A 14,222-nucleotide genomic window follows, 5' to 3' on the forward strand; every position below is an offset into this window, starting at 1 on the left:
GGGGCTCCTCACGCGTAGGGGCTGTCGGCGCCCGCGGCGGCGGGGCGGGGGGCTCGGGCGGGGCAGCAGCCGACCGGACAGAGGTCGTGGCTCGCGCGCAGCGCGCCGAGCGCGCACGGAGCGACGTCCTGCCCGCGCTCGCCGGCGGCCCGCTCCAGGACCAGGTCGCGGACCGCGGCGGCGAACCGCGGATCGGCGCCCACGGTCGCCGAGCGGCGCACCGGCAGCCCCAGCTCCTCCGCCTTGGCCGTGGCCTCGGTGTCGAGGTCGTACAGGACCTCCATGTGGTCGGAGACGAAGCCGATGGGGGCCATCACCACGGCGGGGGCACCGGCCGCGTGGCGCTCCTCCAGGTGGTCGCAGATGTCGGGCTCCAGCCACGGGATGTGCGGGGCACCCGAGCGCGACTGGTAGACGAGCTGCCAGGGGTGGTCGACACCGGTGCGCTCGCGGACGGCGTGGGCGATCGTCTGCGCGACGTCCAGGTGCTGGCGCACGTACGCGCCGCCGTCGCCGTGCTCCTCGACCGGTCCCGACGTGTCCGCCGCCGCGGTGGGGATCGAGTGGGTCGAGAAAGCGATGTGGGCGCCGTCCCGCACCTCCTCGGGCAGCTCGGCGAGGGAGCGGAGGATGCCGTCGACCATCGGCTCCACGAAGCCCGGGTGGTTGAAGTAGTGCCGCAGCTTGTCGATCTTCGGCAGCTCCAGGCCCTCCGCCTCCAGCGCGGCGAGCGCGTCCGCGAGGTTCTCGCGGTACTGCCGGCAGCCCGAGTACGAGGCGTAGGCGCTGGTGGCGAGGACGAGGATGCGGCGGCGGCCGTCGCGGACCATCTCGCGCAGGGTGTCCGTGAGGTACGGCGCCCAGTTGCGGTTGCCCCAGTAGACCGGCAGGGCCAGGCCGTGCTCGGCGAAGTCCTTGCGGAGGGCGTCCAGCAGGGCCCGGTTCTGGTCGTTGATGGGGCTGACCCCGCCGAAGAGGAAGTAGTGCTGGCCGACTTCCTTGAGGCGTTCCTTGGGGATGCCGCGCCCACGCGTCACGTTCTCCAGGAACGGGACCACGTCGTCCGGGCCCTCCGGGCCGCCGAACGAGAGCAGGAGCAGGGCGTCGTAGGGGCTGGCATCGAGCACGTCTGGCATGTCTCGATCCTGCCACCCGGCACTGACAGCGGTGAAACGGTGGGTGCCGACGGTGCGTCCCGCCCCTTCCGCGGGGGTGTTTCCCGACGGCTCGGCGAGTAATCTGTATCGACTGCGTTCGGACCTTACCGAGCACTCCACCGCGCCGCTTCCGGAGATCCCGTTGCCCAGCCCCTACCGCGCCCTGTTCGCCGCCCCCGGCACCAAGGCCTTCTCGACCGCGGGCTTCCTCGGCCGGATGCCGCTGTCGATGATGGGCATCGGCGTGGTGACGATGATCTCCCAGCTCACCGGGCGGTACGGACTGGCCGGCGCCCTGTCGGCCACCATCGCGCTCGCCGCCGCCGTAGCCGGACCGCAGGTCTCCCGCCTGGTCGACCGGTACGGCCAGCGACGGGTGCTGCGCCCGGCGACCCTGGTGTCGCTCGCCGCCGCGGCCGTGCTCCTGCCGGCCGCGCACTACGGCTGGCCGGACTGGGTGCTGTTCGTGTCCTGTGTCGGCATCGGCTGCGTACCGAGCCTCGGCGCCATGGTCCGGGCCCGCTGGGCGGCCCTGTACCGGGGCACCCCGCAACTGCACACCGCGTACTCCTTCGAGTCCGTGGTGGACGAGATCTGCTTCATCTTCGGGCCGATCATCTCCATCGGCCTGTCCACGGCCTGGTTCCCGGAGGCCGGGCCGCTGCTGGCCGCCTGCTTCCTCGCGACGGGCGTGTTCTGGCTGACCTCGCAGCGCGCCACCGAGCCGGAGCCGCACCCGCGCGAGGAGAAGGGCGGCGGCTCCGCGCTGCGCTCCCGCGGGCTCCAGGTTCTGGTCGCCACCTTCGTGGCCACGGGGACGATCTTCGGGGCCGTCGACGTGGTCACCGTGGCCTTCGCCGAGGAGGAGGGCCACAAGGCCGCCGCCAGTCTCGTCCTCGCCCTGTACGCGGCGGGATCGTGCACGGCGGCCATGGTCTTCGGGCTGCTGCGCTTCGCCGGGCCGCCCGAGCGTCGCTGGCTGCTGGGCGTCTGCGCGATGGCCGTGAGTATGATCCCCCTCCTACTGGTCGGAAACCTGCTGTCTCTGGCCGTGGCGCTGTTCGTTGCGGGTCTGTCCATCGCTCCCACGATGATCACGACCATGTCCCTCATCGACCAGCACGTACCACGCACGCAGCTCACCGAGGGCATGACCTGGGTGAGCACCGGCCTCGCGGTCGGGGTCGCGCTCGGCTCCTCCGGGGGCGGCTGGGTGATCGACGCCTCGGGTGCGCGCGCCGGGTACGGGGTTCCGGCGGTCGCCGGGGCCGTCGCGGTCGCGGTCGGTTTCCTCGGGTACCGCCGGCTCAAGCGGCCGGCTCCACGTCGGGGAGGGACCGTTGAGCAGCACACGCACGGTGAGCGGGAAGAGGAACGGGAAGAACGGCACATGGCGTAACTGGGGCGGCAACGTCCTGGCGCGCCCCGCGCGGGAGGTCGCTCCCGCCTCCGTCGCCGAACTGGCCGACGCCGTCCGCAAGGCCGCCGAGGACGGACTGCGGGTCAAGGCCGTCGGCAGCGGTCACTCCTTCACGTCGATAGCCGCGACGGACGGCGTCCTGATACGTCCGGACCTGCTGACCGGCATCCGGGACATCGACCGGGCCGCCATGACGGTCACGGTGGAGGCGGGCACTCCGCTCAAGCGGCTCAACCTGGCCCTCGCGCGTGAGGGCCTGTCGCTCACGAACATGGGCGACATCATGGAACAGACCGTGTCCGGCGCCACCAGCACCGGCACCCACGGCACGGGCCGCGAGTCGGCCTCGATCGCCGCCCAGATCCGGGGCCTCGAGATGGTCACGGCCGACGGCTCGGTGCTGACCTGTTCCGAACGGGAGAACAGCGAGGTGTTCGCCGCCGCCCGGATCGGCCTGGGCGCGCTGGGCGTCGTCACCGCGATCACCTTCGCGGTGGAGCCGATCTTCCTGCTCACGGCCCGCGAGGAACCGATGCCCTTCGAGCGGGTCCTCGCCGACTTCGACGAACTGTGGGCCGAGAACGAGCACTTCGAGTTCTACTGGTTCCCGCACACCGGCAGCACCAACACCAAGCGCAACAACCGCAGCGCCGGCCCCGCCCAGCCGGTGGGGCGCCTCCGGGGCTGGTTCGAGGACGAGTTCCTGTCCAACGGGGTCTTCCAGGCCGCCAACTGGGTCGGCCGTGCGGCACCCGTCGGCGTTCCCGCGATCGCGCGGATCTCCAGCAAGGCACTCTCCGCGCGGACGTACACGGACACTCCGTACAAGGTGTTCACCTCCCCGCGGCGGGTGCGGTTCGTGGAGATGGAATACGCCGTTCCGCGTGAGGCCGTGGTCGAGACGCTGCGCGAGCTGAAGACGATGGTCGACCGTTCACGGCTCCGGATCAGCTTCCCGGTCGAGGTGCGCACGGCCCCGGCCGACGACATCACGCTCTCCACCGCCTCCGGCCGCGACAGCGCGTACATCGCCGTCCACATGTTCCGGGGCACGCCCTATCAGGCGTACTTCACGGCCGCCGAGCGGATCTTCACGGCGCACGGGGGACGGCCGCACTGGGGCAAGCTGCACACCCGGGACGCCGAGTACTTCTCCCGGGTGTATCACCGCTTCGGTGAGTTCACGGCGCTGCGGGACCGTCTTGACCCGGATCGGCTGTTCCGGAACGACTACTTGCGCCGGGTTCTGGGGTCGTAGCCGACGGGTCGGGGTCCGGGCCCGTGGACGTGCCGGAGTCCTCGCCCCCGGTGGCGTCCGGGGTGGGCGTCGGGCCGGCGTCCGTACCGCCGTCGTCCCCCGAGGTGCCGTCCGGCGACGTGCTGCCACCGGTTCCGCTCGGGGACCCGGACGGAGTGGCGGCCGGAGCGTCGTCCCCGGCGCCGGAGCCCCCGGGCCCGTCCGATCCGTCGGAGTCCTGGTCGTCCCGCGTGTCCCCCGAACCCCCGGAACCGCCCGAATCCCCCGAATCCCCCGAATCCGCCGCAGACTTGTTGTGACCGGAGAGGGCGTTGCCGACGGTGGTGCTGTGGCCGCCGCCGAGATTCTGGCCGGAAGCGAGTTCGTAGGTGGTGATTCCGGCCATGGCGACGGCGAAGACGAGGGCCGCCGCGGCCACCGGGCGCTTCCAGCCGGTGGCCCGCGCGCGGTAGACGGTGCCCGCGGTGAACTCCCCCGGGACCGCGGCCGTGGACGCCGACGAACCGGCGCCCGTCCGGCCGGCGGTCCGCGCCACGCCGACGGGGCGCTTCTCCCGGAGCTGCTCTCCGGTGCGACTGAAGAAGTGCTGGAGGACCGAACCCCCACAGGTGGCGACGACACTGATGAGGCCGGCTCCCAGGATCGTGCCGTACACGCCGAAGGAGGAGGCCAGTTTGGCGGCCACCACCGCCGCCAGGGCGCTGCCCGCCACCTGGGGCACGCTCAGGTCGATCCGCTTGGACCTCACCTCCGCACGCGCGTCCGTGTCGCCTGCGTCGTCGGGCTTTTCACGCATTCCCGGACCTTGCCTGCCTTTCCCGTACGCGATCGATCAACTGCACGAGAAAGGGACGTGCGGTCGAAACCATTAGTTCCGTTTCTGGCGATTGCGTGAAGTACGCCACGTCAAGATCACGGGAATCCCGCCGGGAGCGGCCGAGCGCGACCTCTTGCCGGAAGTCGGACGGCGTGCCCATCCACGCACATGGCCCGAATGGAGTACTGTTGCGAGCCCTGGGTCAGGCCGCCCGACCGGGGATGCAGGACCTTGAAGGACCGCCGGGAGGGGGCTAGTTGCTCTGGGTGACGGATTTGGTCACTTAGCGTTGCGAACAGGTAACCGTGCCATAACGGCGATCCAGGGCCCAGGCCCGACACGCCGGGCAACTCGGCAAGGTTGTGGCAGGCTGCACCCGGGCAGGCCACACTCGACAGAGCGGAAGCAGCGACGCACGTGACGTCGGCAGGCACCACCCGGGAGGTCCCCATGCCCGAACTGCGTGTCGTGGCCGTCTCGAATGACGGCACACGGCTGGTGCTGAAGGCTGCGGACAGCACGGAGTACACGCTTCCGATCGACGAGCGGCTCCGGGCCGCCGTGCGCGGCGACCGTCCCCGCCTCGGCCAGATCGAGATCGAGGTGGAGAGCCATCTCCGCCCCCGCGACATCCAGGCGCGTATACGAGCCGGCGCGACCGCGGAAGAGGTCGCCCAGATGGCCGGCATCCCCGTCGACCGCGTACGGCGCTTCGAGGGTCCCGTACTGGCCGAGCGCGCCTTCATGGCGGAGCGGGCCCGCAAGACCCCCGTCCGACGCCCCGGCGAGAACTCCGGACCGCCCCTCGGCGAGGCCGTGCAGGAACGGTTGCTGCTGCGCGGCGCCGACAAGGACACCGTCCAGTGGGACTCCTGGCGCCGCGACGACGGCACCTGGGAAGTCCTGTTGGTCTACCTGGTCGCCGGCGAACCGCACTCGGCGAGCTGGACGTACGACCCGCCCCGGCGGCTCGTCCAGGCCGTCGACTCGGAGGCGCGTGCGCTGATCGGCGAGTCCGACGACCTCGCCGCGCCCGAGCCCAGCTTCCCGTTCGTCCCGCGCATCGCACGGCTGCCGCGCGACCGGCCGCTAGACCGTTCCCTCGACCGGGAGCAGCGGGAGCGGCCGAGTCTGCCCCCGCCGCCGACCGAGCCGGCCGAGGAGACCGCGGCCACGGCGTCGGCCGAACGCGACTCGCTGACCAGCCTGCTCGAGGCCGTACCGAGCTTCCGGGGCGACCTGGTGGTGCCCGAGCGCGCCCCGGAACCGGTCGAGGAGCCCGTCGAGGAATCCGAGGTGGAGGAGGCTCCGGCGCCCGCGGCGTCGGCCGGTTCCGCCTACGCCGACGTCCTCATGCCGCGTTCGGTGGCCAGCCACCGCGACCGCCTGACCGGCTCCACCGACCGCCAGGCCGAGGCCGACGGCGTCCGCCCGGGCCGACGGGCGGCGGTACCGAGCTGGGACGAGATCGTGTTCGGGACGCGGCGCAAGAAGCAGGAATAGCGGGCTCGGGCCGTCCACTTCGACCGTGACCGGGGGCCGGACCGCAGGTGACTGCGGTCCGGCCCCCGGTCGTACGGGGCAGGCTCGGCTGTCCCTGCCTCCCGCCTGCCCCAGGCCGGGGCTGCGGCGACTGCCGACTTCCGGGCACCCGGCTTCTTCCGTGCCACCGCGGGCCGGGACCGCGGACAACCCCGCTACGGCGGTCCGGACCCCGGGCGGGCCTGCCCGAGTGGGGCCCTGCCCTCAGCGGGCCTGACCTCAGCGGGCCCGACCCCGGCGGGCCCGGACCACTCCGGGCTTGGACTACAAGGAGTGCCGGACCACCCTGCGGGCGCCGGACTACTGCGGGTCCGGACCCACGGCGATCGGTCGTGCCGGGTCCGAGGACCACTCCGACCACGAACCCACGTACAGCGCCGCCGGAATGCCCGCCACCGCCAGCGCCAGCACCTCGTGGGCGGCCGACACGCCCGAACCGCAGTAGACCCCGACCTCTTCGCCCTCCGAGGCACCGAGGGTCTTGAACCGTGCCCGGAGTTCCTCCGCCGGCAGGAAGCGGCCGTCCCCCGCCACGTTGTCCGTCGTCGGTGCCGACACCGCGCCCGGGATGTGACCGCCGACCGGATCGATGGGCTCCACCTCGCCCCGGTACCGCTCCCCCGCCCGGGCGTCGAGCAGCAGCCCGGACCGGGCCAGCGCCGCCGCTCCGTCCGCGTCCAGCAGCCCCACGGCGCCCGGCCGCGGAGTGAAGTCGCCCTCCTCGGGCGCGGGCACCTCGGTGGACAACGGCCCCCGCCACGCCGGCAACCCACCGTCGAGGACCCGCACGTTCGGGTGACCCGTCCAGCGCAGCAACCACCAGGCACGGGCAGCGGCCCACCCCTGCCCACCGTCGTACACGACGACCGGCCGGCCGGAGGTGACGCCCGCCCGGCGCATCGCCGCGCCGAACTCCGCCACGTCGGGCAGCGGATGCCGGCCCCCTCCGCCGGGTGCGGAGGCGAGTTCCCTGTCCAGGTCGACGAAGAGGGCACCGGGAAGATGCCCGGCCGCGTACTCGGCACGGCCGTCGAACGGCGCGGCACCGGCCGCCTTGGCCGTGCTCAACTGCCAGCGGACGTCGAGCAGGACGGGAGGGTTCTGGCCCACTCGTTCCTGCTCGAGTTCGGATGCGGAGATGATGGCGTTCATGGCCCCATCCTGGCGTACCGAGTGGCCGAAGCGTCGATGTCGGGCTACTCTGCCCGCCGGACAGTACCGATCACCAGGCGTATGGGTTCGAGCACATGCTGTACTACCCGCACAGCACCGGGCTGTCCCACGGGCGCGCCCGGACGGCGCGGCACCGGATCCGGTGCCGGCCTCGGCGTGAAGGTCCGTCGAAGCGGAATCCGTCAGGCGGAAGCGGACGCACGGCCCGCGCAGGGCCGAGAAGAGAGTGACGATGACCGACGCACGGGGGTCGGCCGGCCGGAACGGCGAGACCAACGCCCGGCACACGCCCGGAACACCCTGCTGGGTGAGCCTGATGGTGCACGGCCCGGCCGCCACCCACGACTTCTACGGAGCGCTGTTCGGCTGGGAGTTCCAGCCGGGACCTCAGCAACTGGGCCCCTACGCGCGGGCCCTGCTCGACGGGCGTGAGGTGGCGGGCATCGGCCAACTGCCCCCGGACCGCCAGCTCCCCATCGCCTGGACGCCCTACTTCGCGTCGGCCGACGTCAACCGGACGGCCGAGACGGTCCGTCTGTGCGGTGGCACGATCGGGGTGGGTCCGCTCGACGCGGGCGAGGCAGGCCGCCTGGCCATCGGCTCCGATCCGTCGGGCGCCGTCTTCGGCGTCTGGCAGGCGGCTGCGCATCTCGGCACGGCCGTGACGGGCGTCCCCGGCACCCCGGCGTGGAACGAGTTGCTGACCTTCGAGTCGGCGAGTGTCGCCAAGTTCTACGAGACCGTGTTCGGCTTCGAACGGGTGGCGGAGGTGTCCGCCGACCGGGACTACGTGACCCTCTGCCTCGACGGCCGGCCGGTCGCCGGCATCCACGGGGTCGGCCACGCCCTGCCCCGCGACCGGGGGCCGCACTGGATCACGTACTTCGAGGTGGCCGACGCGGAGGAGTCCCAGCGGCACCTCGCCGAACTGGGCGGCCACGTCCTCGAACCCGCCCGGGACACCGTCCACGGCCGGGTGGCGACGGTGGCGGACCCCGAGGGCGCCCGCTTCTCGCTGCTGCAGGGCCGGCCCGCCGGCAGGGGAACGGAGTGAGACGAGGACTCCGGCCGCGGGCCGTCGCCGGCGCTCGGTGACCGGTCCGGGGCGCCGACGCGTCCCGGGGCCGGCCGGATCAGGCCGGCGCCACCGGCAGGACGTCCGGCGAGAGGGTGCCGGCGCGCGCGGAGGCGCTGGTCATCCTGCGCCGATGGTGCCGTCGGCACAGCACCTCGTAGCCGATCTCGTCGGGAGACCGGGTCACGTCGCCGACGACCACCTGGGCGCCCTCGACGACCATGACGCCGCCCACGGTGCGGGCGTTGTGCGTGGCGCGGGCCCCGCACCAGCACAGGGCCTCGACCTGGAGCACCTCGACGCGGTCGGCGAGTTCCACCAGCCGCTGGGAGCCGGGGAACAGCTTGGAGCGGAAGTCCGTGGTGATGCCGAAGGCGTACACATCGACGTCGAGGTCGTCGACCACGCGCGCGAGCTGGTCTATCTGGTCCGGCGCGAGGAACTGCGCCTCGTCGGCGATCACGTAGTCCACGCGTCCGCCCTGCGTGAGGTGGTCGACGACGTACCCGTACAGGTCCTGTCCGTCCTCGACCTCCACCGCGTCGGTGACCAGGCCGAGACGGGAGGAGAGCTTGCCCTCGCCCGCACGGTCGTCGCGGGTGAAGATCATGCCGACGAGTCCGCGTGCCGAGCGGTTGTGCTCGATCTGCAGAGCCAGCGTCGACTTCCCGCAGTCCATGGTTCCGGAGAAGAAGACCAGCTCGGGCATGAGGGGTTGAGCACCTTTCGGCAGCGGGACAGCGGTGTGCGGGAGGTCAGGAGCGTACTTCGAGCAGGGGAACGAGTTGTTCGGCAGGGGTCATCGATCCGTGGTTGCCGACCATCGCCGACTCCTTCGGCTCCCGCTCCGAGGCGATGAGCAGGACATCGTCCCGCGCGGCGGCGATCACGTCGCCGAGGCGGTCGTAGACCCGGTCGTCGATCCGGGGGCCGAACCAGCCCGCCTCGATGGCCTCGTCCCGCGAGGCCACCCAGAACTGCTCGCCGAGCACCTCACGCCAGCAGGTCAGCACGTCGTTGTGCGCGCCGGGCACGGCGTACACGTGGCGGGCGCGGCCCTCACCGCCGAGGAGGGCGACGCCCGCCTTCAGCTCCCAGTCCTCGTCGAAGTCGATGCGGTGGTCCTCGTCGAAGGGGACGTCGATCATGCCGTGGTCGGCCGTGACGTACAGGGCGCTGCGCGGCGGCAGCTGCTCGGCGAGGCGCTGGACGAGGCGGTCGACGTGCGCGAGCTGGCCGCGCCAGGTGTCGGAGTCGACGCCGAAGCGGTGGCCGGCGCCGTCGACCTCCGCGTAGTAGGTGTAGACGAGCGCACGGTCCGCGCCGGCCAGCTGCTCGGCGGCGAGGTCCATGCGGTCCTCGCCGGACAGCCGGCCGTGGAAGGTGCCGCCGCTGAGGGCGACCTTGGTCAGCGGGGTGTTCGCGAAGGTGGGTGAGGAGACCTGCGCGGCGTGCACCCCCGCCTCCTGGGCGAGGTGGAAGACGGTGGGGTACGGCTGCCAGGCGGCCGGCGCCGTCCACGGCCGCCAGCGCAGCTGGTTCATCAGCTGGCCGGTGGCCGGGTCGCGCACGGTGTAGCCGGGCAGGCCGTGGGCGCCGGGGGGCAGACCGGTGCCGACGGAGGCGAGGGAGGTCGCGGTGGTCGCCGGGTAGCCGGCGGTGATCGGCCGTCCGGTGCCGCCGCGTGAGCTGCTCAGCAGCGCGCTCATGAAGGGGGCGTCCTCCGGGTGGGCCCGCAGCTGTTCCCAGCCGAGCCCGTCGATCAGGAACACGCAGTTCCGGTCGGCCGGGGTCAGTTCGGTGATGCTCGCGGTCATGCCGGGGACGCCGAGACCGGCGGCCAGGGTGGGCAGGAGGTCGGCGAGCGAACCGGCGCCGTACTCGGGTACGGGGGCGGAGTCGACGGGGAGCGGTTCCGGGGCGGTGTCCCAGGCTGCGGGCTGTGCCATCAGCGGGAGGAGTCCGCGGTCGCCTCGGAGAGGGCCTGCGCGAAGGTGAGCGCCTGGCGCACCGTCTCCGGGCCGTCCCCGGCCTCGCTGACGCGCAGGCTGAGGTCGTCGGCCGTCGAGCTGCCGGTGTAGCCGTGGTCCGCCTCGCAATTGGGGTCGCCGCAGGCGGCGGGCTCCAGGTCGAGGCGGGAGACGGCACCCCAGCCGATGGTCAGCACGATCTCGCGGGGCAGCGTGCCGGGCTTGTACTGCTCCGGGTTGGCGACCACGCGGCTGACGACGATGGACGAGATCCGGCCGAGCTTGACGGACTCCGTGGAGGTCGTGGCGTACGGCGTCGGGGAGGTGTCGTCGGCGGCCTGCTCGTCGGTGTGGCTGACGATGAAGCGGTTGCCGGTGAGCACGAGCACGGTCACGTGCCGGCGCACCTCGTTCTGGTCGAACGTCGTCTCCTGATGGACCAGGTACGACCGGACGGGCTCGCCGCCCACGGCGGCCTCCACCGCCTCGGCCACGAGGGCCGGGTAGTAGCCGCTGCGCTCGATCGCCGCTCGCAGCCCCTGGGTCGTCGTACTGGTCTTGGCCATGCCGTCCATCCTACGGGGACGCACTGACTGCGCGGCACGCTCGTGCGGTGCCCCTCCCGGGCCGTGGGCGGTCAGTACGCCGGCAGGGTGCGCGGGCCCAGGTCGTCCCTGGCGGGCGGGGGCGCGAGGCGGACGGAGGCGCTCAGGACGCTCAGGCCGCGCGGGGCGACGACGACCGGTTCCAGGGTGACCGCGACGACCTCCGGGTGGTCGTCGACCAGCCGGGAGACCCGGAGCAGCAGCTCTTCCAGGGCGGCGGAGTCGACGGGGGCCGAGCCTCGCCAGCCGAAGAGGAGGGGTGCCGTGCGGATCGAGCGGATGAGCGAGCCGGCCTCCCGGTCGGTGACCGGGATCAGCCGGTGCGCCATGTCGCCGAGCAGCTGGGTGGCCGCCCCGGCGAGGCCGAAGGAGAGCGCCGCGCCGGCCGCCGGATCGATGACCGCCCGTACGACGGTGTCGACGCCGCGCGGTGCCATGCCCTGCACCACCGGACGCAGCTCCGCGGGCGTCCCGAACAGCTCGGTCAACTCCGCGTACGCCCGTCGCAGTTGCTCCTCGTCCGCGAGGTCCAGACGTACGCCGCCCAGGTCGGCGCGGTGGCGCAGGTGCGGTGCGGTGGCCTTGAGGGCCACGGGGTAGCCGAGGGTCCGCGCGGCGGCCGCGGCGTCGTCGGGGGTGGGGGCGGGCATCGCGCGGTGGACGCGGATGCCGTACCTGCCGAGCAGCGCGCAGGTCTCCTCGGTGCCGAGCGTGAGCCCCTGCCCGCGCGCGAGGTTCCCGGCGATCAGCTCGGCGGCGCCCTTCTCGTCGATGTCCTCGTACTCCGGCACCTTGCCGGGGTCGGCGGCGTCGCGCCGCCACTGGGCGTAGGCGACCGCCTGGGCGAGGGCGCGCACGCCGCGTTCGGCGGCGGGGTAGGCGGGGATGAGGTGGGGCCCTTCCGGTGCCTCGGCGGGCTCGTGGGCAGCGGGCGGGTGCCGCACGGAGCCGCCGCCGCCCGCGGCGGCGGGCGGGGACGTCCGCGGCCCGTCGGGCGCGCCCGTCCGGGGTTCGGCGGGCGGGGGCGTCGCCGGCTCCCCGGGGGCGGGCGCGGGTCCGGAGGGCGCCGCTCGGTTTCCGACGGCCGACGGGGCCGTCTGCCGGTCGAGGGGCGCGGCAGCGTGCGGGGCGGTGGGCGTCGCCGCCCGTGCGTCCGCGGGCGGCGGGGTCTGCGGCGCCGTGCTGGCCGCCGCCGACAGGGCCTCCGCGAGCCCGCCGAGCTCCACGTGCACCACGAGGACCGGCTTGGCGGGCACCGCGGCCGCCGCCGAGCGCAGGGCCCTCGCCAGCGCGGCGTCCCCGGCCGAGCCCTCGCCCACCGCGGGAATGGCGGTGACCACCACCGCGTCGCAGGTGTCGTCGGCCAGCGCCCGGGACAGGGCCGCGTGGAACGCTTCGGGCGAGGCCGCCGTCGTCAGGTCCAGGGGAGGATGCGGCCGCAGCCCCTCGGAGAGGCACGCGTCGTACGTCAGCAGGCCCAGTGACTCCGAGTTCCCCAGGATCGCCACCCTCGGTCCGGCGGGCAGCGGCTGCCGGGCGAGCAGCAGGCCCGCGTCGACCAGGTCGGTGATCGTGTCGACCCGGATCACACCGGCCTGCCGCAGCAGCGCGGAGACCGTCGCGTGCGGCAGACGCGTCGCCCGGACGGCGTGCCCCTGCGGTGCCGCCCCGCCGTGACGGGCCCCCTGCACCACGACCAGCGGCTTGACGGCCGCCGTCCGCCGGGCCAGGCGGGTGAACTTGCGGGGGTTGCCGATCGACTCCAGGTACATCAGGGCGACGTCGGTCTCCGGGTCGTCGTACCAGTACTGGAGGACGTCGTTGCCGGAGACGTCGGCGCGGTTGCCGGACGAGACGAAGGTCGACACGCCCGTGACGCCGGTGACCCCGCCGCCGCGCCGGTGCAGCCGCGACAGCAGGGCGATGCCGATGGCGCCGGACTGGGCGAACAGGCCGATCCGGCCGGGTCGCGGCATCTGAGGGGCGAGGGAGGCGTTGAGCCGCACGTCCGAGGAGGTGTTGATGATGCCGAAGGCGTTGGGCCCGATGATCCGCATGCCGTACGTGCGCGCCTGTCGGACCAGTGCGCGCTGGCGTTCGCGTCCCTCGGGGCCGCTGTCGGCGTACCCGGCGGAGACCACCACCAGGCCTTGGACGCCGTGCTCACCGCACTCGGTGACGACGTCGGGGACGTGCTCGGCGGGCACGGTGACGACGGCGAGGTCGACGGGCCCGTCGATGTCACGCACCGAGCGACGGGCCGGTACCCCGTCGAGTGCGTCCTGGCCCTCGGGGAGAGCCTTGTTCACGGCGTACAGCCGGCCGGTGTAGCCCGCGTCGCGGATGTTGCCGAGCACGCTGCGCCCGACGCCGCCCGGGGTGCGGCCGGCGCCGACGACCGCCACGGAGCCGGGTTGCAGCAGCCGCTGGACGGAACGCGCCTCCGCGCGGTGCTCGCGCGCGTACTGCACGGCGAGCGAGCGGTCGGTCGGTTCGAGGTCGAACTCCAGACGGACCACGCCGTCCTCGAAGCTGCGCTGCTGGGTGTACCCGGCGTCCCTGAACACCTTGATCATCTTGGTGTTGGCGGGCAGCACCTCGGCGGCGAAGCGGCGGATGCCCCGCTCGCGGGCGACGGCGGCGATGTGCTCCAGCAGCGCGGAGGCCACGCCGCGCCCCTGGTGGGCGTCCTGGACGAGGAAGGCGACCTCCGCCTCGTCCGCCGGTGCGGAAGCGGGTGTTCCGCCGGCGCCGATCCGGTCGTAGCGTACGGTGGCGATGAACTCGCCGCCGATGGTGGCCGCGAGTCCCACCCGGTCCACGAAGTCGTGGTGCGTGAAGCGGTGGACGTCCTTGGCGGACAGGCGAGGGTACGGCGCGAAGAAGCGGTAGTACTTCGACTCGTCGGAGACCTGCTCGTAGAAGCTGACCAGGCGCTCGGCGTCATCAACGGTGATGGGGCGGACGCGCGCGGTGCCGCCGTCGCGCAGCACCACGTCGGCTTCCCAGTGGGCGGGGTACTCGTGCCGGTCCGACGAGGTCTGCATGGGCCCCAGAGTACGGCTCGCGTACGACAACGGCGCGAGGCAGTCTGTGGGGACGGAAGGTCGGGCCGAGGCCGCGGTCCGACGACCACGCGGGGCTGCGCACAGCCGTCCCGGGACGCTTCACGATGTGGGAAACTGGTCTAGACAAGAGTGGTCTA

General features: G+C 73.2%; 11 protein-coding genes. 4 read left to right on the forward strand and 7 right to left on the reverse strand.

Going from position 1 to position 14,222, the window contains the following annotated elements:
* Positions 1 to 8: 8 nt before the first annotated feature.
* Positions 9 to 1,136: a ferrochelatase gene (locus tag ACZ6EG_RS30195; RefSeq protein ID WP_391972161.1), complete on the reverse strand. Its 1,128-nt coding sequence runs from the start codon at positions 1,134 to 1,136 to the stop codon at positions 9 to 11.
* Positions 1,137 to 1,299: 163 nt separating this feature from the next.
* Here ACZ6EG_RS30195 and ACZ6EG_RS30200 point away from each other — a divergent pair, with 163 nt between their 5' ends.
* Together ACZ6EG_RS30200 and ACZ6EG_RS30205 are read left to right on the forward strand one after the other, a co-directional pair.
* On the forward strand, positions 1,300 to 2,556 hold the full coding sequence (locus tag ACZ6EG_RS30200) for an MFS transporter (protein WP_356612766.1): 1,257 nt from the start codon (positions 1,300 to 1,302) through the stop codon (positions 2,554 to 2,556).
* Positions 2,498 to 3,835: a D-arabinono-1,4-lactone oxidase gene (locus tag ACZ6EG_RS30205; RefSeq protein WP_469609251.1), complete on the forward strand. Its 1,338-nt coding sequence runs from the start codon at positions 2,498 to 2,500 to the stop codon at positions 3,833 to 3,835. Before ACZ6EG_RS30200 ends, ACZ6EG_RS30205 begins: the two co-directional genes overlap by 59 nt.
* Here the strand turns inward: ACZ6EG_RS30205 and ACZ6EG_RS30210 are convergent.
* Positions 3,759 to 4,631, reverse strand: a complete 873-nt coding sequence (locus tag ACZ6EG_RS30210; RefSeq protein WP_391972159.1) for a hypothetical protein — start codon at positions 4,629 to 4,631, stop codon at positions 3,759 to 3,761. The genes ACZ6EG_RS30205 and ACZ6EG_RS30210 overlap by 77 nt on opposite strands.
* Before the next feature lie 471 nt (positions 4,632 to 5,102).
* Here ACZ6EG_RS30210 and sepH point away from each other — a divergent pair, with 471 nt between their 5' ends.
* Positions 5,103 to 6,155 (forward strand): septation protein SepH, encoded by a 1,053-nt coding sequence (gene sepH / locus ACZ6EG_RS30215; RefSeq protein ID WP_356612770.1) that lies wholly within the window; start codon positions 5,103 to 5,105, stop codon positions 6,153 to 6,155.
* Positions 6,156 to 6,494: 339 nt separating this feature from the next.
* Here sepH and ACZ6EG_RS30220 read toward each other — a convergent pair whose 3' ends face one another.
* Entirely contained in the window at positions 6,495 to 7,346 is an 852-nt protein-coding gene (locus tag ACZ6EG_RS30220; RefSeq protein WP_469609255.1) for a sulfurtransferase, read from the reverse strand.
* 253 nt (positions 7,347 to 7,599) lie between these two features.
* On the opposite strand from ACZ6EG_RS30220, the gene ACZ6EG_RS30225 reads away from it, so the two are divergent.
* Complete coding sequence (locus tag ACZ6EG_RS30225; RefSeq protein ID WP_391972156.1) at positions 7,600 to 8,421, forward strand: VOC family protein; 822 nt, start codon at positions 7,600 to 7,602, stop codon at positions 8,419 to 8,421.
* Between the two features lie 79 nt (positions 8,422 to 8,500).
* On the opposite strand, the gene ACZ6EG_RS30230 is transcribed toward ACZ6EG_RS30225, so the two are convergent.
* The 4 genes from ACZ6EG_RS30230 to ACZ6EG_RS30245 form a co-directional block, all read right to left on the reverse strand.
* On the reverse strand, positions 8,501 to 9,151 hold the full coding sequence (locus ACZ6EG_RS30230) for a thymidine kinase (RefSeq protein ID WP_356612775.1): 651 nt from the start codon (positions 9,149 to 9,151) through the stop codon (positions 8,501 to 8,503).
* A 46-nt stretch (positions 9,152 to 9,197) separates the two neighbouring features.
* The gene (locus ACZ6EG_RS30235; protein WP_469609260.1) at positions 9,198 to 10,391 is read right to left on the reverse strand and encodes an alkaline phosphatase family protein; all 1,194 of its coding nucleotides are present in this window, start codon (positions 10,389 to 10,391) and stop codon (positions 9,198 to 9,200) included.
* The gene (locus ACZ6EG_RS30240; protein ID WP_383645446.1) at positions 10,391 to 10,987 is read right to left on the reverse strand and encodes a DUF5998 family protein; all 597 of its coding nucleotides are present in this window, start codon (positions 10,985 to 10,987) and stop codon (positions 10,391 to 10,393) included. The genes ACZ6EG_RS30235 and ACZ6EG_RS30240 overlap by 1 nt, the downstream gene beginning before the upstream one ends.
* 62 nt (positions 10,988 to 11,049) lie before the next feature.
* Positions 11,050 to 14,064: a bifunctional acetate--CoA ligase family protein/GNAT family N-acetyltransferase gene (locus tag ACZ6EG_RS30245; protein ID WP_469609263.1), complete on the reverse strand. Its 3,015-nt coding sequence runs from the start codon at positions 14,062 to 14,064 to the stop codon at positions 11,050 to 11,052.
* Positions 14,065 to 14,222: the final 158 nt, after the last annotated feature.

Source organism: Streptomyces sp. NPDC041968 (assembly GCF_055589025.1).

Excerpts from the sequence above, each read along its gene's own strand:
- ACZ6EG_RS30195 (WP_391972161.1), bottom strand. The coding sequence starts at position 1,136 with ATGCCAGACGTGCTCGATGCCAGCCCCTACGACGCCCTGCTCCTGCTC.
- ACZ6EG_RS30210 (WP_391972159.1), bottom strand. The coding sequence starts at position 4,631 with ATGCGTGAAAAGCCCGACGACGCAGGCGACACGGACGCGCGTGCGGAG.
- sepH (WP_356612770.1), top strand. The coding sequence starts at position 5,103 with ATGCCCGAACTGCGTGTCGTGGCCGTCTCGAATGACGGCACACGGCTG.
- ACZ6EG_RS30220 (WP_469609255.1), bottom strand. The coding sequence starts at position 7,346 with ATGAACGCCATCATCTCCGCATCCGAACTCGAGCAGGAACGAGTGGGC.
- ACZ6EG_RS30225 (WP_391972156.1), top strand. The coding sequence starts at position 7,600 with ATGACCGACGCACGGGGGTCGGCCGGCCGGAACGGCGAGACCAACGCC.
- ACZ6EG_RS30230 (WP_356612775.1), bottom strand. The coding sequence starts at position 9,151 with ATGCCCGAGCTGGTCTTCTTCTCCGGAACCATGGACTGCGGGAAGTCG.
- ACZ6EG_RS30235 (WP_469609260.1), bottom strand. The coding sequence starts at position 10,391 with ATGGCACAGCCCGCAGCCTGGGACACCGCCCCGGAACCGCTCCCCGTC.
- ACZ6EG_RS30240 (WP_383645446.1), bottom strand. The coding sequence starts at position 10,987 with ATGGACGGCATGGCCAAGACCAGTACGACGACCCAGGGGCTGCGAGCG.
- ACZ6EG_RS30245 (WP_469609263.1), bottom strand. The coding sequence starts at position 14,064 with ATGCAGACCTCGTCGGACCGGCACGAGTACCCCGCCCACTGGGAAGCC.